The sequence below is a fragment of the Allorhizobium sp. NPDC080224 genome, assembly GCF_050281005.1.
Lineage (GTDB): Bacteria > Pseudomonadota > Alphaproteobacteria > Rhizobiales > Rhizobiaceae > Allorhizobium.
In genome coordinates, this window is sequence record NZ_JBNNWJ010000001.1 from 2089792 (window position 1) to 2111938 (window position 22147).

General features: G+C 63.1%; 25 protein-coding genes. 17 read left to right on the forward strand and 8 right to left on the reverse strand.

Annotated features, from left to right (window positions below):
- Window positions 1-20: 20 nt before the first annotated feature.
- A complete protein-coding gene (locus ACQKP1_RS10495) occupies window positions 21-188 on the reverse strand; it encodes an entericidin B signal peptide protein (RefSeq protein WP_203016212.1) in 168 nt (55 codons plus the stop codon).
- 223 nt (window positions 189-411) lie between these two features.
- On the opposite strand from ACQKP1_RS10495, the gene ACQKP1_RS10500 reads away from it, so the two are divergent.
- From ACQKP1_RS10500 to phnE (ACQKP1_RS10550), 11 genes are all read left to right on the forward strand, one after another.
- Window positions 412-1059, forward strand: a complete 648-nt coding sequence (locus tag ACQKP1_RS10500; protein ID WP_427275167.1) for an exopolysaccharide biosynthesis protein — start codon at window positions 412-414, stop codon at window positions 1057-1059.
- The gene (locus tag ACQKP1_RS10505) at window positions 1059-1844 is read left to right on the forward strand and encodes a formyl transferase (RefSeq protein ID WP_427275168.1); all 786 of its coding nucleotides are present in this window, start codon (window positions 1059-1061) and stop codon (window positions 1842-1844) included. Before ACQKP1_RS10500 ends, ACQKP1_RS10505 begins: the two co-directional genes overlap by 1 nt.
- A 108-nt stretch (window positions 1845-1952) precedes the next feature.
- The gene (locus ACQKP1_RS10510; protein ID WP_006727754.1) at window positions 1953-2255 is read left to right on the forward strand and encodes a virulence factor; all 303 of its coding nucleotides are present in this window, start codon (window positions 1953-1955) and stop codon (window positions 2253-2255) included.
- Window positions 2248-2847: a methylenetetrahydrofolate reductase C-terminal domain-containing protein gene (locus ACQKP1_RS10515; protein ID WP_427275169.1), complete on the forward strand. Its 600-nt coding sequence runs from the start codon at window positions 2248-2250 to the stop codon at window positions 2845-2847. The genes ACQKP1_RS10510 and ACQKP1_RS10515 overlap by 8 nt, the downstream gene beginning before the upstream one ends.
- Window positions 2848-2851: 4 nt before the next feature.
- Complete coding sequence (locus ACQKP1_RS10520; protein WP_427275170.1) at window positions 2852-3949, forward strand: methylenetetrahydrofolate reductase; 1098 nt, start codon at window positions 2852-2854, stop codon at window positions 3947-3949.
- A 69-nt stretch (window positions 3950-4018) separates the two neighbouring features.
- The gene (locus ACQKP1_RS10525) at window positions 4019-4993 is read left to right on the forward strand and encodes a methyltetrahydrofolate cobalamin methyltransferase (protein WP_427275171.1); all 975 of its coding nucleotides are present in this window, start codon (window positions 4019-4021) and stop codon (window positions 4991-4993) included.
- A 114-nt stretch (window positions 4994-5107) separates the two neighbouring features.
- Window positions 5108-7141 carry an ASKHA domain-containing protein gene (locus ACQKP1_RS10530; RefSeq protein WP_427275172.1) on the forward strand — a complete coding sequence of 678 codons (2034 nt, stop codon included), beginning with the start codon at window positions 5108-5110 and terminating at the stop codon, window positions 7139-7141.
- Window positions 7142-7558: 417 nt separating this feature from the next.
- Window positions 7559-8506, forward strand: coding sequence for a phosphate/phosphite/phosphonate ABC transporter substrate-binding protein (phnD, locus tag ACQKP1_RS10535; RefSeq protein ID WP_427275173.1), 948 nt, complete (start codon window positions 7559-7561; stop codon window positions 8504-8506).
- Between the two features lie 71 nt (window positions 8507-8577).
- The gene (gene phnC / locus ACQKP1_RS10540) at window positions 8578-9417 is read left to right on the forward strand and encodes a phosphonate ABC transporter ATP-binding protein (protein WP_427275174.1); all 840 of its coding nucleotides are present in this window, start codon (window positions 8578-8580) and stop codon (window positions 9415-9417) included.
- Window positions 9414-10229, forward strand: a complete 816-nt coding sequence (gene phnE / locus ACQKP1_RS10545; RefSeq protein WP_427275175.1) for a phosphonate ABC transporter, permease protein PhnE — start codon at window positions 9414-9416, stop codon at window positions 10227-10229. The genes phnC and phnE (ACQKP1_RS10545) overlap by 4 nt, the downstream gene beginning before the upstream one ends.
- Window positions 10230-11048 carry a phosphonate ABC transporter, permease protein PhnE gene (gene phnE, locus ACQKP1_RS10550; protein WP_427275176.1) on the forward strand — a complete coding sequence of 273 codons (819 nt, stop codon included), beginning with the start codon at window positions 10230-10232 and terminating at the stop codon, window positions 11046-11048.
- Window positions 11049-11078: 30 nt separating this feature from the next.
- Here the strand turns inward: phnE (ACQKP1_RS10550) and ACQKP1_RS10555 are convergent, their stop codons facing one another.
- Window positions 11079-11675 (reverse strand): NAD(P)H-dependent oxidoreductase, encoded by a 597-nt coding sequence (locus ACQKP1_RS10555; protein ID WP_427275177.1) that lies wholly within the window; start codon window positions 11673-11675, stop codon window positions 11079-11081.
- Window positions 11676-11773: 98 nt separating this feature from the next.
- Here ACQKP1_RS10555 and ACQKP1_RS10560 point away from each other — a divergent pair, with 98 nt between their 5' ends.
- A complete protein-coding gene (locus ACQKP1_RS10560; RefSeq protein WP_427275178.1) occupies window positions 11774-12400 on the forward strand; it encodes a TetR/AcrR family transcriptional regulator in 627 nt (208 codons plus the stop codon).
- Here ACQKP1_RS10560 and ACQKP1_RS10565 read toward each other — a convergent pair.
- A complete protein-coding gene (locus tag ACQKP1_RS10565) occupies window positions 12338-13789 on the reverse strand; it encodes a PLP-dependent aminotransferase family protein (RefSeq protein WP_427276438.1) in 1452 nt (483 codons plus the stop codon). The genes ACQKP1_RS10560 and ACQKP1_RS10565 overlap by 63 nt on opposite strands.
- Before the next feature lie 64 nt (window positions 13790-13853).
- Between ACQKP1_RS10565 and ACQKP1_RS10570 the strand changes: the two genes are divergently transcribed.
- The 3 genes from ACQKP1_RS10570 to ACQKP1_RS10580 all read left to right on the forward strand — a co-directional run bounded on the left by ACQKP1_RS10570 (window position 13854) and on the right by ACQKP1_RS10580 (window position 16378).
- Window positions 13854-14579, forward strand: coding sequence for a pyridoxamine 5'-phosphate oxidase family protein (locus ACQKP1_RS10570; RefSeq protein ID WP_427275179.1), 726 nt, complete (start codon window positions 13854-13856; stop codon window positions 14577-14579).
- 46 nt (window positions 14580-14625) lie between these two features.
- Complete coding sequence (locus tag ACQKP1_RS10575) at window positions 14626-15252, forward strand: histidine phosphatase family protein (protein WP_427275180.1); 627 nt, start codon at window positions 14626-14628, stop codon at window positions 15250-15252.
- 103 nt (window positions 15253-15355) lie between these two features.
- Window positions 15356-16378, forward strand: a complete 1023-nt coding sequence (locus ACQKP1_RS10580; RefSeq protein ID WP_427275181.1) for an alpha/beta hydrolase family protein — start codon at window positions 15356-15358, stop codon at window positions 16376-16378.
- Window positions 16379-16424: 46 nt separating this feature from the next.
- On the opposite strand, the gene ACQKP1_RS10585 is transcribed toward ACQKP1_RS10580, so the two are convergent.
- The 3 genes from ACQKP1_RS10585 to ACQKP1_RS10595 all read right to left on the reverse strand — a co-directional run bounded on the left by ACQKP1_RS10585 (window position 16425) and on the right by ACQKP1_RS10595 (window position 18139).
- A complete protein-coding gene (locus ACQKP1_RS10585) occupies window positions 16425-16871 on the reverse strand; it encodes an acyl-CoA thioesterase (RefSeq protein ID WP_427275182.1) in 447 nt (148 codons plus the stop codon).
- 80 nt (window positions 16872-16951) lie between these two features.
- Complete coding sequence (locus ACQKP1_RS10590; protein WP_427275183.1) at window positions 16952-17848, reverse strand: LysR family transcriptional regulator; 897 nt, start codon at window positions 17846-17848, stop codon at window positions 16952-16954.
- 39 nt (window positions 17849-17887) lie between these two features.
- Window positions 17888-18139, reverse strand: a complete 252-nt coding sequence (locus tag ACQKP1_RS10595; protein WP_427275184.1) for a hypothetical protein — start codon at window positions 18137-18139, stop codon at window positions 17888-17890.
- 99 nt (window positions 18140-18238) lie between these two features.
- Here ACQKP1_RS10595 and ACQKP1_RS10600 point away from each other — a divergent pair, with 99 nt between their 5' ends.
- Together ACQKP1_RS10600 and ACQKP1_RS10605 are read left to right on the forward strand one after the other, a co-directional pair.
- Window positions 18239-18517: a hypothetical protein gene (locus ACQKP1_RS10600; protein WP_427275185.1), complete on the forward strand. Its 279-nt coding sequence runs from the start codon at window positions 18239-18241 to the stop codon at window positions 18515-18517.
- Window positions 18518-18860: 343 nt separating this feature from the next.
- The gene (locus tag ACQKP1_RS10605; RefSeq protein ID WP_427275186.1) at window positions 18861-19886 is read left to right on the forward strand and encodes a GlxA family transcriptional regulator; all 1026 of its coding nucleotides are present in this window, start codon (window positions 18861-18863) and stop codon (window positions 19884-19886) included.
- Window positions 19887-20071: 185 nt separating this feature from the next.
- Here ACQKP1_RS10605 and ACQKP1_RS10610 read toward each other — a convergent pair whose 3' ends face one another.
- Both ACQKP1_RS10610 and ACQKP1_RS10615 read right to left on the reverse strand, forming a co-directional pair.
- Window positions 20072-20893, reverse strand: coding sequence for a sulfite exporter TauE/SafE family protein (locus ACQKP1_RS10610; RefSeq protein WP_427275187.1), 822 nt, complete (start codon window positions 20891-20893; stop codon window positions 20072-20074).
- Between the two features lie 416 nt (window positions 20894-21309).
- On the reverse strand, window positions 21310-22107 hold the full coding sequence (locus ACQKP1_RS10615; RefSeq protein ID WP_427275188.1) for a hypothetical protein: 798 nt from the start codon (window positions 22105-22107) through the stop codon (window positions 21310-21312).
- Window positions 22108-22147 lie beyond the last annotated feature (40 nt).

The following is a 22147-nucleotide window of genomic DNA, read 5'->3' on the forward strand; positions in this document are numbered from 1 at the left end:
AAATTTGGGCGACCTCTGCGTCAGCGCACTGAATTCGCAACGCTGCGCCCCGCATCCTGCGTCGCGTCGACCGCATTGCCGAGGTCATTGCCAATGCCACGGATCGTGTTGCCGCAGGAGGAAAGGCCAAGCGCCACACTGACCAATATAGCGAAGGCACCCGCAAATCGAAGAAAAGCGACAGTCATCCTGATTCCCCGTCTGATCAAAAACCGTCGGTCTAGGTGGCAAGCGTCTGCGGAGAAATCAAGGCAGCGAATTAAGACGATGGGAGGGTAATCGGGCCAGCTTCTCTTCACCCTCCCTTCACCATTCGCGAAAGCGTGAAAGGCAGCGCTCGCAGCTTTAATCCCCCTGTAACATCCCCGTGCCAACCTCGTGTCAGGTCAACAAAGAACCAAGAGAAAACGAATGACCGACAGGGCGGAAACATGGGTGGCAGGTCTTGCCACCGCGCGTGAACACAATGCTCCCGAAAACCTTTCGGATCTGCTGGTCCGGCTGGCCCGCACGACGGACCGCAAGGTGACGATCCGCGACATCGCGATCGCGCTTCAGGACCGCTCCTTCGGCGCCTTCCTTCTGGTCTTCGCGCTTCCGAATCTCGTGCCAATGCCACCGGGTGCCACCTTCATCCTGGGACTACCCTTGATCTTCGTCGCCTGGCAGATGATGGCCTCTCCGGGCGGGCGCGTGTTCTTTCCACGTGTCGTGAGCGACTACGGCGTCGAGCCGCAGACCTTCGAGGCGATCGTCAAGCGGCTGGTTCCCTGGATGCGCTGGGCCGAAAAGCTGGTCGTGCCGCGCTTCTGGCTTTTCGAGAGCCGCTTTGCCGAACGACTGATCGGCGTTTTCGCGCTGATCCTCGCCATCGTCGTCTTCCTGCCGATCCCACTCGGCAACTGGCCGCCGGCCTTTGCGCTCGCAGTCCTCGGCTTTGCCCATTCCCAGCGTGACGGTCTCGGCGTCATCGCCGGCTGTCTGATCGGGGTGCTCTCGCTCGCGGTTGCGGCCTTCGTCGTCTATACCGCCATTGCCGTCGTCTCGCTCGTCATCTGATGATCAACGCAACCGAACAACCGGACCGCCGCGTGGTCGTCATGACCGCAGGCGGACTCAATCCCACCCTCGTCGTCCAGCATCTCGCCAAGGCCGGCATGGATGTCCATGTTCTCCTCGAAAACCCGGAGGGCAAGGGCGAAATCACCCGCCGTCGGGCAAGAAAGCTCGGCTGGATCCCAGCGCTCGGCCAGCTCGGCACGATGATCGCCGCGCGCCTGCTGCGTCGCTTGGCAGACCGCCGCATCGCGGAACTGCTTGCCGAACACGGCCTTGATCGCACACTTCCCGAAACGGTCCCGATCCACCCAGTAACCTCGATCAATGCCGCAGAGACGGCAGCCCTCGTCAAGCAGTTGAAGCCCGGCGCCATCCTGCTCGTCTCGACCCGCTTGATGTCGGCCCGGCAGCTCGCCGCCATGCCCTGCCCGGTCATCAACCTGCATGCCGGCATCAACCCCAACTATCGCGGCCAGATGGGCGGCTACTGGTCGCTGCGGGAAAATGACGGCCAAAATTTCGGCGCCACCCTGCATCTCGTCGACGCCGGCACCGATACTGGCGGCACGCTCTACGAGGTCCGCACGAGACCCGCGCCATCAGACTTCATCTCCACCTATCCCCTTTTGCTGACAGTTGCCGCTCTGGAGATCACCCGCCAATCGATCGACGACGCGCTCAGCGGCCGCCTCGCCCCCATCGAGCCGCAAGGTCCCTCCGTCCTCCGCTTCCCGCCGACACTCTGGTCGTGGATCTGGTGCGGCGTCACACGCCGGATCTGGTAAAAGCAGCAGGACTCATGGCAGCGTCGTTTTTGGCGACAAGCGACGTCGTGAAGAGCGCAGTCCGGCGAATGCCCCCCGTGCATTCTGGCGCCAAAGGGAGTGAGTGGCATGGCAGACAAGATCGTCGTTTACTGGCGGGATATTCCGGCTCAGGTGATCGTCAAGCAGGGTCGCAAATCGGCCAAGCGTGAGCTCTCGCTGCGCTTCACCGAGGCCATCGACATGGCCGCGATGCGCACAGGCGCTGCCGAAACCGACGCCTATCTCGCCGACTGGCGCAAGGCCGATCCGGTGCCGGTCGGGGATGATCTCGAGGCCGAGGCCGAAACGGCAGCCGCCGAAATCGAAGCCGCTTACGACAAGGCCCGCCTCGTGGCGCTTGTCCATGCCGGAGGCCGCGACAATGGGTGAGCCCGTACTCGTCGATCCCGGCCCGCCGAAAAAGGGCAATGCCGCGCCAGCGGCCAAGGCGAAGACCGGCGCTTTCACGCCGGCCGGCGTCTCGCCCAACCGCCGCGCCCGCCGCTCCTATACGATCCGACTCTGGGCTGTGAGGAATTCCCGTTTCCTCGAATGGTTCTACCGCAACTTCGCCAGCGCCTTCCTCTTCCTCCACCCGGTCTGGAAGAAGCTCGGCTACCACAGGGTCGAAACTCCAGTCACCTTCGTCGAGCGCAATGTGAAGGGCCTGCTCTTCGACTGTCGCATGTGCGGCCAATGCGTCTTGTCCTCGACCGGCATGTCCTGCCCGATGAACTGTCCCAAGCAGTTGCGCAATGGCCCCTGCGGCGGTGTGCGCGCCAATGGCAATTGCGAGGTCGAGCCCGACATGCCCTGCGTCTGGGTCCAGGCCTGGAACGGCTCGCGCAACATGGTCGCTGGCGACGCGATCCTGAAAGTGCAGAAGCCGGTCAACCAGTCGCTTCGCGAGACATCGTCATGGCTGCGCGTGACGGCAGAAGCCGCTGCAGAACGCGAAAAGAACACGGCAAAGGAAGCCTGAGAGCATGGCCCATATCGATGAAAATCCGCTTGGGGTTCACCTTCCGCTCGACCCCCTGCCCGGCCATTCCTCGCTCGGCCGTCTGGAGCGTGTGCTCCGTCGCGGCGAATTCGCCGTCACGGCCGAACTCAACCCGCCCGACAGCGCCGATCCGGAAGACGTCTACGAGCGGGCCAAGATCTTCGACGGCTGGGTCGACGGCATCAACGCGGTCGACGCATCCGGCGCCAACTGCCACATGTCTTCCGTCGGCATCTGCGCGCTGCTCACCCGCATGGGTTATGCCCCGATCATGCAGATCGCCTGCCGCGACAAGAACCGTATTGCCATCCAGGGCGACGTTCTCGGTGCCGCCGCCATGGGTGTCGCCAACATCATGTGCCTGACCGGCGACGGTGTGCAGGCCGGTGACCAGCCGGGTGCAAAGCCCGTCTTCGACCTCGACTGCATGTCGCTTCTGGAAACCGTCCGCACCATGCGCGACGAATCGAAATTCCTCTCCGGCCGCAAACTGACCAGCCCGCCCAAGGTCTTCCTCGGTGCCGCCATCAACCCCTTCGCGCCCCCTTACGACTTCCGCCCATATCGCCTCGGCAAGAAGATCGAAGCCGGCGCGCAATTCGTCCAGAGCCAGTACTGCTTCGACGTGCCGATGTTCCGCGACTACATGGCGAAGGTCCGCGACCTCGGCTTCCACGAGAAATGCTACATCCTCGTCGGCGTCGGCCCGCTCGCCTCGGCCAAGACGGCCAAGTGGATCCGCTCCAACGTGCCGGGCATCCACATTCCCGATCATGTCATTGCCCGCCTGGAAGGCGCTGCCGACCAGAGACAAGAAGGCAAGCAGCTCTGCATCGACATCATCAACGAGGTGAAGGAGATCGAGGGCGTCTCCGGCGTGCATGTCATGGCCTATCGCCAAGAGGAATATGTCGCCGAAATCGTGCATGAATCCGGCATCCTCAAGGGTCGCCGGCCCTGGAAGCGCGAACATGCCCGCGCCGATGACATCGCTGCCGAGCGCATGCGTGAAATCGGCGCCGATCCGGTTCAGGACCAGCAGACGCTCGCAGGCCTTGCCGCCAACACCCAGACCCATTGATTTTCCCCGGCTTCTGCCGGCACATCCCATTCCCGCCGTGCGAGAGCCGGCATCGACCGGAGGACTGAAATGACCCGCACCATCGTCGCATCCGCCACCAAGGAAATCATCATCGGTTTCGACCAGCCCTTCTGCGTCATCGGCGAGCGCATCAACCCCACGGGTCGCAAGAAGCTCGCAGCCGAAATGATCGAGGGCAATTTCGACACGGTTATCAAGGACGCGCTGGAACAGGTCGCAGCCGGCGCCACCATGCTCGACGTCAATGCCGGCGTCACCTCCGTCAATCCGAACGAGACCGAGCCCGGCCTTCTGGTCAAGACCATGGAAATCGTCCAGGGGCTCGTTGACGTGCCGCTGGCGATCGATAGCTCCGTCACCGCCGCCATCGAGGCGGCGCTCAAGGTCGCCAAGGGCCGCCCGCTGATCAATTCGGTCACCGGCGAGGAAGAAAAGCTCGAAGCCATCCTGCCGCTCTGCGCCAAATACAATGTGCCGGTCGTTGCCATCTCCAACGACGAAACCGGCATCTCCCAGGATCCGGACGTCCGCTTTGCCGTCGCCAAGAAGATCGTCGAGCGCGCCATGGATTACGGTATCAAGCCGCATGACATCGTCGTCGACCCGCTGGTCATGCCGATCGGCGCCATCGGCTCGGCCGGCCTGCAGGTCTTCGCCCTCGTCCGGCGCCTGCGTGAGGAGCTGAAGGTCAACACCACCTGCGGCCTCTCCAACATCTCCTTCGGCCTGCCGCACCGCCACGGCATCAATGCCGGCTTCATCCCGATGGTCATTGGTGCCGGCATGACGTCGGCCATCATGAACCCCTGCCGCCCGCAGGAAATGGAAGCCGTCCGCGCCGCCAATGTGCTTAATGGCACCGACGAGAACTGCTACAACTGGATCAAGACCTACCGCGACTACAAGCCCGCCGAAGGCGGCGCGCACGCAGCCCCTGCCGCATCGCCGGCCTCCGCCTCCACCGGCGGCGGCCGCCGCGGTGGTCGTGCTGCGCGTGTGGGTGGCGGTGCTGCGACGGAGTAAACGGCTGAACTTCACTCTCCCCCCCTTGTGGGGGAGATGTCACGCAGTGACAGAAGGGGGTAAAACCTCCGCAAACAGACGAGGGAGACGTCCCTCAGATTTCGAAAGACCAGAATGACAGACGCCGCTGATCCCCTCGTCCTCTTCATGCCCTCGGGCAAACGTGGCCGTTTTCCTGTCGGCACAACGGTGCTCGAGGCGGCGCGATCACTCGGCGTCTATGTCGAAAGCGTCTGCGGCGGGCGCGCCACCTGTGGCCGCTGCCAGATCGAGGTCCAGGAAGGCCAGTTCGCCAAACACGGCATCACCTCGTCGAACGACCACATCTCGCCGGTCGGACCGAAGGAGAAGCGCTATGCCGAGGTGCGCACCATTCCGGAAGGCCGCCGCCTCTCCTGCTCGGCCACCATCCAGGGCGACCTCGTCGTCGATGTGCCGCCGGACACTGTCGTCAATGCCCAGGTCATCCGCAAGGCTGCGATCGATCGGCTGATCGCGCGCAATCCCGCCGTCCAGCTGTGTTATGTCGAGGTGGACGAGCCCGACATGCACAAGCCGCTCGGCGATCTCGATCGCCTGAATGTCATGCTGCACAAGGACTGGGGCCTCAGCGACGTACTGGTCGCCCAGCATCTGCTCCCCGATGTCCAGAAGATCCTGCGCAAGGGCAATTGGGGCGTCACCGCCGCCATCCATCGCGATCTCGAAACCTCGCGCCCCAACCTGATTGCCCTTTGGCCGGGCCTGCACAACGAGGCCTATGGCATCGCCTGTGATATCGGCTCGACCACCATCGCCATGCATCTGGTCTCGCTTCTGTCCGGCCGCGTCGTCGCCTCCTCGGGCGCTGCCAACCCGCAGATCCGCTTCGGCGAAGACCTGATGAGCCGCGTCTCCTATGTCATGATGAACCCCGACGGCCGCGAGGCGATGACCAAGGCCGTGCGCCAGGCGATCAACGAACTCACGGCCAAGGTCTGCGCCGAGGCGGAGATCACGCCGGACAGCATTCTCGACGCCGTCTTCGTCGCCAATCCGATCATGCACCACCTCTTCCTCGGCATCGATCCGACGGAACTCGGCCAGGCCCCCTTTGCGCTCGCCGTCTCCGGTGCCGTCCACACCTGGTCGCGCGAGATCGATCTTGCCATCAATCGCGGCGCCCGCGTCTATCTGCTCCCCTGCATCGCCGGCCATGTCGGTGCCGATGCTGCCGGCGCGACGCTCTCGGAAGGTCCGCATCGCCAGGACAAGATGATGCTGCTCGTCGATGTCGGCACCAATGCCGAGATCGTACTTGGTAACCGCGAACGCACCGTTGCCGCCTCCTCGCCCACGGGCCCAGCCTTCGAAGGTGCCGAAATCTCCTGCGGCCAACGCGCCGCCCCGGGCGCCATCGAGCGCGTCCGCATCGACCCCATTACCCTCGAACCGCGCTTCAAGGTCATCGGCGTCGAGCAGTGGTCTGACGAAGAGGGTTTTTCCGAAGCCGCGGAAAAAACCGGCGTCACCGGCATCTGCGGCTCGGCCATCATCGAAGTCGTCGCGGAAATGTACCTCTCCGGCGTCATCTCCGCCGATGGGGTGGTCGATGGCGCAATGGCCGCGAAAAGCCATAGGATTCTCGAAAACGGCCGGACCTTCTCCTACCTCCTGCATGACGGCGCCCAGAAGATCACCGTGACGCAGAACGATGTGCGCGCCATCCAGCTCGCGAAAGCTGCCCTCTATGCCGGCATCAAGCTCCTGATGGAAAAGCTCGGCGTCGAAACCGTCGATACCATCCGCTTCGCCGGCGCCTTCGGATCCTTCATCGATCCGAAATACGCAATGGTGCTCGGCCTCATCCCCGATTGCGACCTCAACGAAGTCAAGGCCGTCGGCAACGCCGCCGGCACCGGCGCCCTCATGGCCCTCCTCAACCGCGACTACCGCCGCGAAATCGAGGAAACCGTCACCCGCATCGAAAAGATCGAAACGGCCCTCGAGCCGCATTTCCAGCAACTCTTCATCGACGCCATGGCCCTGCCGAACAAGGTTGATCCGTTTCCGAAACTGGCGAGCGTTGTCACGCTGCCGGAGCGAAAGGTTCTGGCGGATGGCGATGGCGAGGGTGGCGGGCGCAGACGCAGGCGGTCGAGGGAATAGGCTTGACCACGGGCGCGCGATGGCAACGGGCAACGCCGGACCGAGCCTTGTGACAGAAAAACCTCCACAGGTACCGCACCAAAAGTCGTGACGTTGACCTGTGCATATGACGGACGGGAGCAAGTGCCGCTCCGCTTGCTGTCGCCGGGCCGTTGAAGCTTATAGACTACTCCCCGAACGCTGCTTTTCAAGAATGCCGGGCGTAATCGCCTGGTCTGCAGCCTTGCATACAGATCACTGAGCCCCCGCGCCGTCGGTCAATAACATTTCCGCGATCAAGCCGCGCGCCAGGCGTCCAATGCCTGCGATAGCGCATGCCCTGCCCGATACCGTCACGCTCTGTCACAAAAGCTTTGCGAAAATGTCGAATAAGGCACCGGACACTTGGACCGACCAACGCTCACTCCGGAGACTTCCATGAAGAAGCTAATTGCAGCCCTCGCCATTTCGGTGGCCTTCGCCCTGCCGGCCCATGCCGAATTCAAGCTCGACGCCCGCTACAGCGATGCCGACGGCGACCTGATTGCCGACATCCCGACGGATGCCAGCCAGCTCGTCGATCCCGACACGCTCGTCTTTGCATACACCCCGGTCGAAGACCCGGCAGTTTATGCCGAAGTCTGGAAGGGCTTCCTCGATCACCTGGCCGAGAAGACCGGCAAGAAGGTCCAGTTCTTCCCCGTTCAGGAAAACGCTGCTCAGATCGAAGCGATGCGCGCCGGTCGCCTGCACGTCTCGGGCTTCAACACGGGTTCCAACCCAATCGCAGTCGCCTGTGCCGGCTTCCGCCCCTTCGCCATGATGGCCTCCAAGGATGGCAGCTTCGGTTATGAGATGGAAATCATCACCTATCCCGGTTCTGGCGTTGAAAAGGTCGAGGACCTGAAGGGCAAGAAGCTTGCCTTCACCTCGGAAACCTCGAACTCCGGCTTCAAGGCACCTTCCGCCTTGCTCAAGGCGGAATACAGCCTCGTCGCTGGCACGGATTTCGAACCGGTATTCTCGGGCAAGCACGACAACTCCATCCTCGGTGTTGCCAACAAGGATTATCCCGCCGCCGCCATCGCAAACTCTGTCATGACCCGCATGATCGAACGTGATGTCGTCAAGGCCGACCAGATCGTATCGCTCTACAAGTCGCAGACCTTCCCGACCACCGGCTACGGTGTTGCACATAACTTGACGCCCGCCCTGCAGGAAAAGATCAAGGACGCCTTCTTCTCCTTCCCCTGGGAAGGTTCCAAGCTCGCAGAAGAATTCAACAAGTCGGGTGAAGAGCAGTTCATTCCGATTACCTTCAAGGACAACTGGGCCGTTATTCGTCAGATCGACGAAGCGACCGGCGTTTCCTACGACTGCAAGTAAGCCTTTGACATCAGAGGACACCGGGTCTTTTCAAGACCCGGTGTCGTTTTTTTACCAGCGGAGACGATTTGATGTTGAAGATTTCGGGCCTCACCAAGACCTACAAGACGGGGGACAAGGCGTTGAAGAATGTCAGCCTGGAAATCCCGGCCGGTCAAGTCGTCGGCCTGATCGGCCCTTCGGGCGCTGGCAAGTCCAGCCTGATCCGCTGCATCAATCGCCTGATCGAACCGACCGAAGGCGAAATCCATCTGGGCGCTCTCAACGTGACCAAGCTCTCCCGGTCGGAATTGCGCACTGCCCGTCGGCGCATGGGCATGATCTTCCAGGAATATGCGCTCGTCGAGCGGCTGACGGTCATGGAAAACGTGCTGTCCGGCCGTCTCGGCTATGTGCCCTTCTGGCGCAGCTTCTTCCGTCGCTATTCCGCAGACTATGTGGCCAACGCCTTTGCGCTTCTGGATCGTGTCGGCCTGATGGCCCATGCCGACAAGCGGGCAGACGCTCTATCCGGCGGCCAGCGTCAGCGCGTGGGTATTGCCCGCGCGCTCGGCCAGGACCCGGAACTCCTCCTCATCGACGAACCGACGGCATCGCTCGATCCGAAGACATCCCGCCAGATCATGCGCCTGATCGTCGAAGTCTGCCGCGAGCGCGGGCTTCCCGCGATCATCAATATTCACGACGTGCTGCTGGCTCAGGCCTTCGTCGAGCGCATTATCGGCCTCCGCGCCGGTGAAGTCGTCTTCGACGGTCCTCCGGAGGCACTCGACACAGCCGCACTCACCCGTATCTACGGCGAAGAAGATTGGGAAGCCATGCGCAAGCAGGCCTCCGATGACGCCGATGAAGAGCGCGAGGCCGCAATCGAGCGCACGCGCAGCGAAGAGCGCATGGCGGGGATCGCATGAGCCGCACCGCCCTTGATACCTATCCATCCAGCTGGAAGCGCCCACCGCTCTTTATCCAGAGCCGGACGATGCGCCTGGCGATCTATGGCGGGGCGCTCGTCTACCTCGTCGCAGCGCTCTGGACCGTCGAGGTCAACTGGGCTCGCGTCTATGAAGGCCTCGACCGGGGCTGGCGCTTTCTGCAGGGCTTTCTGGTTCCCGATTTCACCTCGCGCTGGCGCGATATCGTCAAGGGGCTTGAAGAGAGCCTGACGATGACCTTCTGCTCGACCATTGTCGGGGTCCTGATCTCGATCCCGATCGGTATCGGTGCGGCCCGCAACCTCGCGCCACCACCCGTCTATTATGTCTGCCGCTCGATCATTGCGCTGTCGCGGGCATTTCAGGAGATCATTATCGCTATTTTGCTCGTCGCCATGTTCGGCTTCGGGCCATTTGCAGGGTTTCTGACGCTGGCCTTCGCGACCATCGGCTTCATTGCCAAGTTGCTCGCGGAAGACATCGAGGAGATCGACGAAGGCCAGGCCGAGGCGATCCGCGCAACGGGCGCGAGCTGGATGCAACTGGTGAACTACGCCGTCCAGCCGCAGGTCATGCCGCGCCTCATCGGTCTGTCTCTCTATCGCTTCGACATCAATTTCCGTGAGTCCGCCGTGATCGGCATCGTCGGGGCCGGCGGCATCGGCGCCACCCTGAACACGGCGATCGACCGCTATGAATACGACAGCGCGGGCGCCGTGCTCATCCTCATCATCGTCATCGTGATGCTCGCCGAATACGGCTCCGGCATCATTCGCAAGCGGATCAATTGAATGCCGGTTTCTCACGCATCTGACGGTACTCCGATCTGGCGCAAGCAGTCGACCCGCCGCGATCTCGTCCAATGGGCGGCCTGGCTGTTCCTCATCGCAGCCTTCGTTTTCTGCTGGCAGGTGATGACCAAGGACACGATCTGGGCCTTCATCTATGACGCGCCGAAGCAGGGCGGCGATATCCTCTCCCGCGCCATGCCGCCGCGCTGGTCCTATATCGGCGAACTTCTCGTACCCCTCTGGGATACGATCAACATGGCGACGCTTGGCACCCTGGCCGGCACCCTGCTGGCCGTGCCGATTGCATTTGCCGCCGCCCGCAACACAACGCCGAGCGCGGTTTTCGTGCGCCCTATCGCCCTTTTCCTGATCGTGGCCTCCCGCTCGATCAATTCTCTGATCTGGGCGCTGCTGCTGGTTTCCATTCTCGGTCCGGGGCTTCTGGCCGGGATCATCGCGATCGCCCTGCGCTCGATCGGCTTCGTCGGCAAACTGCTCTACGAGGCGATCGAGGAAATCGACGAGAAGCAGGTGGAAGCGGTATCGGCGACAGGCGCGAGCCGGATGCAGGTGATCGACTATGCGATCGTTCCGCAGGTCCTGCCGTCTTTCCTCGGCATCTCCATCTTCCGCTGGGATATCAACATCCGTGAATCGGCCATCCTCGGCCTCGTCGGTGCGGGCGGCTTGGGCCTGAAGCTGCAGTCCTCACTCAACATGCTCGCCTGGCCGCAGGTGACGATGATCTTCATCGTCATCCTCGGAACGGTCGTGGTGTCGGAATGGATCTCGGCCAAGGTGAGGAAGGCGATCACCTGACGTTTGACGTCAGTGGCGTACGCCTCACCCTCACCCCAAAATCCCCGCCGCATCCTCCACCATCTTCGCCAGAGCCTCGGGCTTCGCCCCGCGCACCGGGCTGAAATACTTCACCTTCAAATCCCTAAAGCCACAAAAGGCCAGGATCTGCCGGCGCAGCACCTTCACCCAGCCATTGCCGTAAAACCATTTGAGAAAGACGGTCGGCGTATCCGAGGTGATGACCACGCGCGCCTTGCGGCCTGAAAGCAGCGGCTTCGGCAGCGCCTTGCCCTCGATATACTCAAAGCCGAAACCGGGCATCAGGACACGGTCCAGCAGGCCCTTGAGCTGCGCCGGCGCCGATCCCCACCAGAGTGGATGCACGATGACCAGCCGGTCGCACCAGGTCAGGCTATCGGCAAAGGCCTTGATATCCGGCTCCCACTCCATGCGCGCACGGTAGCCCTGTTTCAGATTGGCGTCGAAATCGAGATCCTCCAAATGCACCAGCCGTACCGTCTGGCCGCGCCGCCGCGCCTCTTCGGCGATTTTTTCCGCCATGGCACCGCACAGGGCATCCCTGGCCGGATTGCCGTTCAGGACCAGAACTCTCGAGGGCTGAGCATCGCGCGACAGAAAGGACATGAGGAACACTCGTATTTTTGACCACGGTCATTTTATGAACATGAAATTGACCGTGGTCAACATATATTTGGCGTAGGCTCGACCAAAAGGATTCGCGCATGAAGCTTCGCCAAACCCGCAGCCGTCAGACCAGGGATCAGATCCTGGCCGCCGCGTCAGATCTGTTTTCCCGTCAGGGTTATGAGCAGACCAGCATCGACCAGATCGCCACGGCCGCGAAAGTCGCGAAATCCAGCGTTTTTGCCCATTTCGGCGACAAGACCAATCTCTTGGCGGCCCTCGGCCTGACCGAGATCGAGCAGCTGGCCGAAGCCGGCCGCAAGGGCGTCGGCATTGATCCTCAAACACCGCTCGACACCCAGCTCGTCGCTTTGCTCAGTCCCTGGCTTACCTATTTCTGCCGCGAGCCGGCCTTTGCCGGGCTCTATCTCAGCCAGGCGGCGATCGTCACCGGTCCCTATACCGAAACCTTCATGCGCCTCTGCTTCGAGGTGGAAGATCAGGTCGCCGCCCTCTTCACCCGCGCCTATCCCGCTCTCACGCCGGACGAAGCCCGCCTCTATGCCCGGGGTGTCCAGGCGCTGTTCCATGAGGTGATCGTCTTCGAAATGTCGGAAGGGCTCAAGCAGTCGCGGCCGAACCCGGCACCACCGCAAGAGTTGTTATCCCGCATGCTGACGATCTGGGTCGACGGCGTCGCGCATCGGCAAACTCTGAAGGCCTGACACGAAACGCCGGGCCGCCTGCGTCAGCACGTCAGGCGCAAAACCGGAAAAGCCGATGACAAGCCCGCGCCGTTTCGTCTCGCCATGATAAAGCGGCGACAATGCCTTGACACCGAATCCGACCGACCGCGCCTGTCCCGCCAGCGCCACATCGTCTTCCGCCCCGTCGAGCTCGGCCACCAGATGCAGCCCCTGCTCCGGCACGCTAACCGTCAGCCGGGCGCATTCCAAAGCCTCCACCAGCGCATCCCGCGCCGCCTTCACCCGCTTGCGCGCCCGCTTGATATGCGCCGAAAAATGCCCGTCGCGCAGGAATTCGGTCAGTGCATCCTCGGCAAGCGTCGAGGGAAAGCGATCGGTTAGCCGGCGAATGGTCAGCACCCGCTCACGCAAATGCCGGGGCACCACGAGATATCCGAAGCGAAAGCCCGGCAGCAGCGTCTTGGAAAACGTGCCGAGATAGATCACCCGCCCCTCGCCATCGATGCCCTGCAGCGCGCTCAAGGGCGGCCCGGCAAAGCGGAACTCGCTGTCGTAATCGTCCTCAATGATGTAGGCGCCCGCAGCCCGCGCCCAGTCGATCAGGGCGAGCCGCCGCGCCATCGAAAGCGTCACACCCAGCGGATATTGATGCGACGGCGTCACATAGACCGCCTTCGCCTCAGGCGCAGCCGCAATCCCGGCCGAAACGTCAATCCCCTCGCCATCGACAGGCACTGGGTTCACGGCAAGCCCCGTGCCGTCAAACAATTCGCGAGCCGCCGCATAACAAGGATCCTCGATCCACACGGGATCGCCAGGCTTCAGAAGCGCCCTGACCGCCAGATCCAGCCCCTGCTGCGTGCCCGCCGTCATGATCACCTGGTCCGGCTCGCAGACCACCCCGCGCGCCGCCTTGAGGTAGGCCGCCACTTCCACCCGGAGCGCATGGCTTCCCGCTGGATCGTTATAATGAAAATGTCGCGCCGATGGCTGCGTCAGATGCCGGTTCATCAGCATGCGGAAGATCCGGAGCGTCGTCTCGTCCGCCGTCGAACAACCGAGCGCCCCGGGCAGCGGCGCAGACACCTCTTGAACCTCGATCACCTTCGGCTCCGGCACCGCCTGCAACAACGGCACAGCCTCGGCCACATAGGTCCCCGCCCCCACCCGCGCCTCGGCGAAACCATCCGCCACCAACATTTCATAGGCCGCAACGGCCGCCCCGCGCGACACGCCGAAACGCTTCGCGATGTCCCGCGTCGTCGGCAGCTTGTCGCCGGGCTTCATCTGACCGCTCTCGATCAGCCCTCGCAGCGAACGATAGAGCGCCAGCCGCCGCGGCCCCTGCGCCGGCAACATCGGCGTGCTCGCCGACCAGTCAGAATTGGTTCGGATAATTTTGGCCATCATGGATCTTCTTCGGACCAATTACTGCGATTATCCCTGCCGCATCAGCCGTCAGGAGGCAAGCATGAACGACAGACCCGACCCGCAATCCTTCCCCGTCACCCCGCGCAACCGTGCAAAACGCCTGCACGAGCGCGCAGCTTACGACCGCGACGCCGTCTATGCCGTGCTCGATGCGGCCCTTCTCTGTCACGTCGCCTATGTCATCGACGGCCAGCCCTATTGCACGCCGACCATCCACTGGCGCGAGGGCGACTGGCTGTTCTGGCACGGCTCGTCGGCGAGCCGCATGTTGAAGACCCAGAAGGCCGGTATCCCCGTCTGCCTCACCGTCGCCCATCTCGATGGCCTGGTGCTCGCCCGCTCCGGCTTTCACCACTCCGCCAACTACCGCTCCGCCATGTGCTTCGGCACGGCCCACATCATCGACGATCCGGAGGAAAAGGCCGAGGCGCTCAAAGCCGTCGTCGACCGCTTCTATCCCGACCGCACCAACGTGCTGCGCGAAAACGACCCACAGGAAGCCAAGGGAACCATGGTCATCGGCATGCGCATCGAGGAGGCCTCGGCCAAGGTCCGCGCCGGCGGCGTGTCCGACGATCCCGCCGATGTCGACGCCCGCGTCTGGGCCGGCGTCATCCCGGTCGAGACACGGCTCGGTACGCCCGAAATCTGCCCCAAGGTGCCGGAAGGCGTGACCTATCCCGACCACCTCGCCCACTTTCAAGCGGGCCGACGCCTCGACGAGGTCTTGACGGAGAGCCAGGGCCTCTACGAAAAGCTGGGGTGAACGTGCCCCCTCTTGCGGGGCGCGCGCAGCGAAAGCGAGGCCCCGCATGCAGACCCTATACGTCGTCACCCATCCGCAATCGATCCACCATGTCGAAGACCGCGTCGGCGGCTGGTACGATACCGGCCTCACCGATCTCGGACAGCGTCAGGCGACAGCGATCGCGACCCGCATCGCCGAACTCTGCGCTGGTAAGACCCCGTCGCTCGTCTCCTCCGACCTCCTCCGCTGCAGCGAGACCGCCGAAATCATCGGCCGCAGCCTCGGTCTTAAGCCCCGCCTGTTGCCCGGCCTGCGCGAGATGAGCTATGGCGTGGCGGAAGGAAAGCCACAGGCCTGGCTCGACAGCCGCCGCCTGCCGGTCCCGGACGAAGGCAGCCTCGACGACACCGGTGGAATCGAGGGTGCCGAAAACCGCCGCCAGACGGGCACCCGCATCTACGGCGCCATGGATGCGCTGCAGGCCGATCCCGCAGATACGCTCGTCATCGTCACCCACGGCTTTGCGCTCACCTTCGTCATCGCCTGGTGGATCGGCATGCCGATCGACTGCCTCGGTCGGGTCAGTTTCCCCGTCCCCTCCGGCAGCATCAGCCATCTCGCAGAAAACACCCAGTGGAAGAGCCGCGCCGTGGTGACGCTGGGCGAGAGAGACCATCTCATCGGCGCCTAGCCCCGGCCACGGACTTTTTTCCGTCCTCGATCGCGTTCGAGGTCTCCGACAGCCCAGGACGGGTGCATGTCGGTCGCCATCGCATTCACCCGAGGAGTTTAAGATGCTGAAGACTTTGATGTCGACGAGCCTGGCTTGGCTGTCGATCGCCACATTTGCCTGCGCCGCCGACCATATCGGCTATCGCGACGTCCAACTCGGTCAGGACGCGAACCGCCCGCTAAATGTGGTGATCTGGTATCCGACCGACGACCAATCCCCTCTGGAAGTGATAGGAGAAAATCCCGTTTTCCATGGGGTCCACGCGATCAGGAACGCCACCGCGTCACGCGGAGAACATCCGCTGGTGGTGCTCTCGCATGGCTATGGCGGCAGCTGGCGCAATCTGAACTGGCTGGCGAAAGCGCTGGTCGAGCGCGGCTATGTCGTGGCCGCGCCCGATCACCCGGGAACGACGACGTTCAACAAGGATGCGGATCAGGCCGCCAGACTATGGGAGCGTCCCCGCGATCTGAGCCGAGTGATCGATGCGCTGTCGTCCGACACCGAGATCACGGTCGACCCGCAACGCATCGCCGCAATCGGGCATTCGCTGGGCGGTTGGACCGTCGCCGCCTTGGCGGGCGCGCGGTTCGACACGGCAGGTTTCGAGCGGGATTGCCGGACGAAGACGAGCCCTCGAGCCTGCGCGCTTTCAACGGAGCTCGGCCTTGCCAACCCGCAACTGCAGCACAACATGGCCGATCCGCGGATCAAGGCCTTCGTCTCACTCGACCTCGGTCTGGCGCGTGGCTTCTCTCAGAAGAGCCTGGCCGATATAGAGATTCCCGCCCTGGTGATCGCGGCCGGCACCGACATACGCGATCTGCCCGCACAGCTCGAAAGCGGCTACCTCGCAGAACATCTGCCAAAAGCATCCTCCACCTATGTGACAATTCCCGACGCCATGCATTTCAGCTTTATGCAACTTTGCAAGCCGAATGCGGTGGCGCTGATCGAAGAAGAAACGCCCGGCGACGGCATCGTCTGCACGGATGGAGGACGCCGCAACCGCGAGGAAATCCACCGGGAAACGGCATTTCTCGTATCCGGCTTTCTGGCCGATGCACTCTCGGTCAATCCGTAGCGCGATCTTGCTCGTTGATAGCGGTCGCATCTTGCCGCAACCGCCATCAGCTGACCGCTGACGCCGCCGAAATCCACCCCTCGAGCTTCGCCCGCTGGCCTTCCGAAAACGGATGCGACTTGCGCGTCGTCTGGTCGAAATGCACCACCACCGTCTCGGCCGAGGCGCAGAGCTTGCCCGCCTGAAACACCGCCTGTTGCATGGAGACCGACGCCCGGCCGACCCGTGTCACCAGCGTGCCGATCTCCACCGTGCCAGGCCACAGCACCTCGGCGATATAATTGATGTCAAGCTTGGCCAGCACGAAGGAGAAGCCCTCCTCAAGCAACGGATCATCGGGGTTGTAGATCAGCTCCACACGACCCGTTTCCATGAAGGTCGCAAAGACCGCATTGTTGACATGCCCCTGCCGGTCCGTGTCGCCATAACGCAGCTTATCGTAAGCTTGGCCTGCAAAATCCTCGAGCCGTAGCCCTGTCGTCTCACCATTCATCCGTACTAAAATCCTACTGCCTATCGCCTAACGGCCAATCCCTAGTTAGCCAATTCCCTAACCACCGAAGCGATCACCGCTCATGCCGCCATCCCGATCATCTCGGAAAACGCATATCGCACGCTGTCGGCCACCGCCTGGACCGTCTCCGACGTCTCCTTGCCGGTCAGCAACCGCACCTCGAAGGACCCCAGCTCCGGCAGTCCATGCTTGGAACCCAGCGCCGTCATGTCGTCGGTGAGGTAACTGCGCGGCAAGGGCGCCACCGCGAGATCGGCAATCACGGCCGCGCGCTGCGCCATTGTATGCGCCGAGAGATAGGCGATCCGGTACGGCCGTTTGTCCTTGTCGAGCCGCGCCAGCGCGTCCGCCCGCCAGCAGCAGCCATCCTCCCAGATCGACACAGGCAGCGGATCGCGCAGATGCGCCGTGCCGCATTTCGCGCCCGCCCAGACCAGCTGCTCCTGGTGGATCACCTCGCCCTCATGCACCACCTGGCCCGGCGCGCAATTGACCAGTGTCAGGTCGAGCCGCTGCTCCGCCAGCCGGCGACGAAGCGCGCCCGATGTGTCGACCGTCAGGTCCACCATGATCAGCGGATAGAGCTCGGCAAAGCGCCTGAGGATCGTCGGCATGAAGCGCTCGCCGATATCATCAGGCGCGCCGAGCCGAACGACCCCCTTCATCTCCGGCATGCGAAACCGCCCCACCGCCTCGTTCGACAGTGCCAGCATCCGCCGCGCATAGGGAAGCAGCACCTCACCACTCTCCGTCAGCGTCACCGAGCGCGCATCGCGGAGAAACAGCGTCACATTCAGCTGCTCCTCGAGCTTCTTGATCTGCATCGAGACGGCCGAGGGCGTGCGATAGACCCTATCGGCAGCTGTGGTGAAACTGCCAGTCTCGGCAATCGCCACGAAGGTTCGGAGCACGTCATTGTCGAGAAGCGGAAGCGGCTGGCGCAGCATGAGAGTCATGGCGGTTGACCTTCAACAAAATTGAACTTGAGAACGATACTATTGCGTTTGATTGAATGTCAATCCGGGCGCATCCTTCTCGTCATCGACCGCCAAGAGGAGGATTGCCACATGACCCAGCAGGGTTTTCAGACCGTCCAGCAGAAGCTTGAGACGCTGCTCAGCAACACCCGCCGCCACGCCGTGCGCAAGCAGACTCGGCAAGCGCTCGCCATCCTCGGCCCCGCGCTGCGCGACGATCTCGGCCTCACCCGCCATCGGCAATTGATCAGTTTTCAGAATGACAAACATCAGAAACATTCGCTTGATTGATGAAACGAAGGCGAGCAAAACAAAGCCAGGCCCGGGCGACAGAGCGAAAGACGGGCCGCCACCAAGAGGATAACGACCATGACCATGGTTTGCTGCGATACCCCTTTGCCTCGGTCGAGTTCCCGGCCGATTCCGCGGATGATCGCCGGCGCCAAGCGCGCCCGCATCGCCTCCGCCGCCTCGACGCTCGGTGAGCGCGCCAGCCGCGCCGCCGATCGCATCGCGACGGCCATGAAAGTCCTCGCACGCGCATTCGCAGATCACCGCCGCCAGCGTCTTGACGCGGCCGCCCTCGAAGCCCTGCCCTTTGACCTGCGGAAGGATCTCGGCTGGCCTGCCGGCGACACAAACGACTGACGCGCGCCAGGCACCCCGGCGGCAAAATCACCCGCCCCGACACCCCGTTTGCGACGCAGCCGCCCACAACGTCGCAAACGGGGCAGCGCCCGTTTCCCATCCCAGACCACCCCGCTCTCTGAAATCAAAGCTTTTCAACTGCCTGCGTCCTGCCCACCGCAGTCGCCTGGTCCACGGCGTCGCAGCCTGAAAAAAGTCGGAAAATGTCGTTCTTTAGCAATTGCCGATGCGGTCACGGCGCGCGATAGGATGACAATGTCGTAAAACGACTATCGCGCCGATCGATTCAGGCGGAGCATGCTGGAAAACAAGGGAACGGCAGCAAGGACATCAGGGCATCATCATGAGCAAGATACAGCCGCAAACCAAGAAGCGATCCATCGTCTTCTTCCTCGTCCCGCATTTTACCCTTCTGCCCTTTGCCGGCGCCATCGAGACGCTGCGCATCGCCAACCGCATGCTGGGTTATGCCGCCTATGAGTGGCGCCTCGCCTCGGTCGATGGCCAGAAGGTCTATTCCTCCTCCGGCATCGGCATCGAGGTCAACGGCTCGCTCGCCGACGAGCGCCGTTATCTCGGCGGCGAAAACCGCCCGAACATGGCGATCGTCTGTTCCGGCATCTATGTCGAGGAGTTCAATAATAAGTCGGTCAATGCCTGGCTGCGCGAAGCCTATAACCGCAATGTCGCGGTCGGCTCGCTCTGCACCGGCGCCCATGTGCTCGCCCAGGCCGGCCTGTTGAATGGCAAGCGCTGCGCCATCCACTGGGAAAACCTGCCCGGCTTTTCCGAAACCTTCCCCCAAGCGGAAGTCTATGCCGACCTCTACGAAGTCGACGGCAATCTCTACACCTGCGCCGGTGGCACCGCCTCGCTCGACATGATGCTGAACCTGATCGGTCAGGATTTCGGCGAAGGTCTCGTCAACCGTGTCTGCGAACAGCACCTGACGGACCGCGTCCGCTCCGCCAACGACCGCCAGCGCTTGCCGCTCCGGGCCCGCCTCGGCGTGCAGAATTCCAAGGTGCTGCAGATCATCGAGCTGATGGAAGCCAATCTCGCAGAACCGCTGTCGCTCTTGGAAATCGCCGACGACGCCGGCCTCTCCCGCCGCCAGATCGAACGCCTCTTCAGACAGGAAATGGGCCGCTCCCCCGCCCGCTACTATCTCGAAATCCGCCTCGACCGCGCCCGCCACCTGCTGGTCCAGTCCTCCATGCCCGTCGTCGAAGTCGCCGTCGCATGCGGCTTCGTCTCCGCCTCCCACTTCTCCAAGTGTTACCGCGAACTCTACAACCGCTCCCCCCAGCAGGAGCGCGCGGAGCGCAAGCTCACGATGTCGAGCAATCGGACGGGCGTGGTGGTGTAAAGGCGCGAGCCACACAGGGCGGAGGCCGGGTTAAGCCCTCCCCCTTGTGGGGAGGGTTTGGGAGGGGATATTGCCCCGAGCGCCTACGCCCAATCAGATCGTACGGGACGCCACGCAGCCCACGTCACCCCTCATCCTGAGGTGCCCGCGCAAGCGGGCCTCGAAGGACCGAGGCCCCGCCCCCTTTACCCCACCAAACTCCAGAAAAACCTGGCCGACACAAACAGCAGAAACACCGCAAAGCCCAGCTCCAGCTGCCGCTTGTTCAGCCGGTGCGCCAGCTGCGCGCCATAGGGCGTGACCAGCATGGCGATCGGAAAGATGACCGCAAAGGCGATCCAGTTGACATAGCCGGTCGAAAACGGCGGCAGGCCCGCCTCGCCCCAGCCGGCATAGATGAAGCCGAAAAAGGCCGGGATCGAGATCAGCACGCCGACGCCCGAGGAGGTCGCCACCGCCTGGTGGATCGGCCGGCCAAAGAGCGTCATGAAGGTGTTGTTGAACACCCCGCCGCCGACCCCCATCAGCCCGGAAAACAGCCCGATCGCCGTGCCCGTCATGAAGCGCCATGGCTGGCCGGGCAGTTCGGTGCCGAGATGCATCCGGTTGGAGAGAAAGAGCATACGCGCAGCGAGCACCAGACCCATGACCGCGAAGAAGAGCCTCAGACCCGCGCTGGAGACATAGGCCGCAACCACGGTCGCGAGAAGGGCGCCGAGCGGCACCGCGATCAACCAGCCTTTGAGAAGGTCCATATCGACAGCCCCGCGTTTCCGATGCGCCTGGAACGAGCGGAGCGAGGTCGGCACGATCAGCGCCGTCGAGGTACCGACGGCGAGATGCATGATCACCTCTTCGGGGATCCCGGCATAACCGAAGACCTGGTAGAAAACCGGCACCAGCACCGCACCGCCGCCAATGCCGAACACGCCGGCAAGCAACCCCGCCACGGCGCCCGCCACCGCCAGAAGAGCAACAAAAAACAGGATATCGGCAATCGGCGGCATGGGCTCACTCCGGAGATTAGACCGCCCGGCCGGGCGGTGAGGAAAGCGGCAGGATCGGGCATGGGCCCTGCGCGTTGCGGCTGCGCTGGAAACCCACACCTCTCGAAGCCTCTAGGCGCTCACCGCCCCGCCCGCAAGCCTTCCGCAGCCTCAGCCGGTACGGCGGGCGCCCGTCAGCCGTCCTCATCGGCAAACGAGACGCCTAAGCCATTCCAAGCTTGCCAGCAACACACACCCCACCGCCAGGTGACGTCTTTCCCCTTGTGGGTTGGGAGGGGTCTTTCCGAAACAGTCCAGACATGACGTCCAAGCGCCACCGTCCCGCGCCATCACCGAGGCCCGGGCAGAGCGTCAGCAAGCGCTTACCCAACCGGGCTTAGGCTTTTCGCAAAATAGGGAAATTACTCGCGGAGATCTCAGCGGCAGTTCCGCTTGTCGAGATAAAGCGAACAGTCCTTGCCCGCAGGCGAAGTGTTCGAAGACGCTGCCGTCCGCCGCTTCGATACCGGACCAGGATCATCCATGCCGGAACTGCCGCTATCCACCGAAAGCGGCAGGATCCCGCCCTCCTCCGGCATTGCGGCCACCTGCGTTTCCTGCATGGCGGGCTGCTGTGCCGCGCTTGGCCCCGTCACGATCTGGGTTGGCTCGTCGAAACCGATACCGTCGACCACCGGCTGGCTGGTCGTGCCCTCGGCAATCGCCATCGCCCCGCCTTGTGTCACCACATGCGGCTGCACCCCGACCGAGCTCGTCGCATCCGCATAAGTGACATCGGAAACTCCGGGCTCGGCGCCTATGCCGAGCGCGCCGTCGATATTGACGCCGCCTTCCGGAATGGCCATCGCGCCCATCGTCTGGCTTTGACTGTCGATAGGTGCCTCAGCGCCGGCCGCCATCATCGGCGCCGCTTGCGGCGCATCGCTGTCGGCGAGGTTGGGACTGTCCAGATAGTCGAGCCCTTGCGCCCCGCCATTCGTTGGCCCGGCCGGCGGTGCATAGGCCGCAGCCTGCGCTTGCGGGTCGCCGACGCGCCCGACAAGCACGCGCCCGTCGCGCTTGGCATCCACCTTGCCGATCAATTGGTCGCCGGCGCGCGGCCCTCCAACGTCAGCGAAAGGAATCCGGTCGCTGCCGGAACAGCCGGCGACGAAAAGCACCGAAAGGACGGCAACCGTCAGTCGGCTGCCAAGGGACGAAAACGCAACACTCATTTCACCCTCGATGGTCCCTTATGGGACAACTTCCAACAAC

What these genes read in the sequence shown, in the direction of transcription:
- ACQKP1_RS10505 (WP_427275168.1), top strand. Translation starts at nt 1,059, where the DNA reads ATGATCAACGCAACCGAACAACCGGACCGCCGCGTGGTCGTCATGACC.
- phnE (WP_427275175.1), top strand. Translation starts at nt 9,414, where the DNA reads ATGAGCCGCACCGCCCTTGATACCTATCCATCCAGCTGGAAGCGCCCA.
- ACQKP1_RS10575 (WP_427275180.1), top strand. Translation starts at nt 14,626, where the DNA reads ATGCAGACCCTATACGTCGTCACCCATCCGCAATCGATCCACCATGTC.
- ACQKP1_RS10495 (WP_203016212.1), bottom strand. Translation starts at nt 188, where the DNA reads ATGACTGTCGCTTTTCTTCGATTTGCGGGTGCCTTCGCTATATTGGTC.
- ACQKP1_RS10610 (WP_427275187.1), bottom strand. Translation starts at nt 20,893, where the DNA reads ATGCCGCCGATTGCCGATATCCTGTTTTTTGTTGCTCTTCTGGCGGTG.
- phnD (WP_427275173.1), top strand. Translation starts at nt 7,559, where the DNA reads ATGAAGAAGCTAATTGCAGCCCTCGCCATTTCGGTGGCCTTCGCCCTG.
- ACQKP1_RS10615 (WP_427275188.1), bottom strand. Translation starts at nt 22,107, where the DNA reads ATGAGTGTTGCGTTTTCGTCCCTTGGCAGCCGACTGACGGTTGCCGTC.
- ACQKP1_RS10580 (WP_427275181.1), top strand. Translation starts at nt 15,356, where the DNA reads ATGCTGAAGACTTTGATGTCGACGAGCCTGGCTTGGCTGTCGATCGCC.
- ACQKP1_RS10500 (WP_427275167.1), top strand. Translation starts at nt 412, where the DNA reads ATGACCGACAGGGCGGAAACATGGGTGGCAGGTCTTGCCACCGCGCGT.
- ACQKP1_RS10525 (WP_427275171.1), top strand. Translation starts at nt 4,019, where the DNA reads ATGACCCGCACCATCGTCGCATCCGCCACCAAGGAAATCATCATCGGT.
- ACQKP1_RS10565 (WP_427276438.1), bottom strand. Translation starts at nt 13,789, where the DNA reads ATGGCCAAAATTATCCGAACCAATTCTGACTGGTCGGCGAGCACGCCG.
- ACQKP1_RS10595 (WP_427275184.1), bottom strand. Translation starts at nt 18,139, where the DNA reads ATGTTTGTCATTCTGAAAACTGATCAATTGCCGATGGCGGGTGAGGCC.
- ACQKP1_RS10600 (WP_427275185.1), top strand. Translation starts at nt 18,239, where the DNA reads ATGACCATGGTTTGCTGCGATACCCCTTTGCCTCGGTCGAGTTCCCGG.
- ACQKP1_RS10605 (WP_427275186.1), top strand. Translation starts at nt 18,861, where the DNA reads ATGAGCAAGATACAGCCGCAAACCAAGAAGCGATCCATCGTCTTCTTC.
- phnE (WP_427275176.1), top strand. Translation starts at nt 10,230, where the DNA reads ATGCCGGTTTCTCACGCATCTGACGGTACTCCGATCTGGCGCAAGCAG.
- ACQKP1_RS10510 (WP_006727754.1), top strand. Translation starts at nt 1,953, where the DNA reads ATGGCAGACAAGATCGTCGTTTACTGGCGGGATATTCCGGCTCAGGTG.
- ACQKP1_RS10560 (WP_427275178.1), top strand. Translation starts at nt 11,774, where the DNA reads ATGAAGCTTCGCCAAACCCGCAGCCGTCAGACCAGGGATCAGATCCTG.
- ACQKP1_RS10515 (WP_427275169.1), top strand. Translation starts at nt 2,248, where the DNA reads ATGGGTGAGCCCGTACTCGTCGATCCCGGCCCGCCGAAAAAGGGCAAT.
- ACQKP1_RS10570 (WP_427275179.1), top strand. Translation starts at nt 13,854, where the DNA reads ATGAACGACAGACCCGACCCGCAATCCTTCCCCGTCACCCCGCGCAAC.
- ACQKP1_RS10590 (WP_427275183.1), bottom strand. Translation starts at nt 17,848, where the DNA reads ATGACTCTCATGCTGCGCCAGCCGCTTCCGCTTCTCGACAATGACGTG.
- ACQKP1_RS10585 (WP_427275182.1), bottom strand. Translation starts at nt 16,871, where the DNA reads ATGAATGGTGAGACGACAGGGCTACGGCTCGAGGATTTTGCAGGCCAA.
- ACQKP1_RS10555 (WP_427275177.1), bottom strand. Translation starts at nt 11,675, where the DNA reads ATGTCCTTTCTGTCGCGCGATGCTCAGCCCTCGAGAGTTCTGGTCCTG.
- phnC (WP_427275174.1), top strand. Translation starts at nt 8,578, where the DNA reads ATGTTGAAGATTTCGGGCCTCACCAAGACCTACAAGACGGGGGACAAG.
- ACQKP1_RS10520 (WP_427275170.1), top strand. Translation starts at nt 2,852, where the DNA reads ATGGCCCATATCGATGAAAATCCGCTTGGGGTTCACCTTCCGCTCGAC.
- ACQKP1_RS10530 (WP_427275172.1), top strand. Translation starts at nt 5,108, where the DNA reads ATGACAGACGCCGCTGATCCCCTCGTCCTCTTCATGCCCTCGGGCAAA.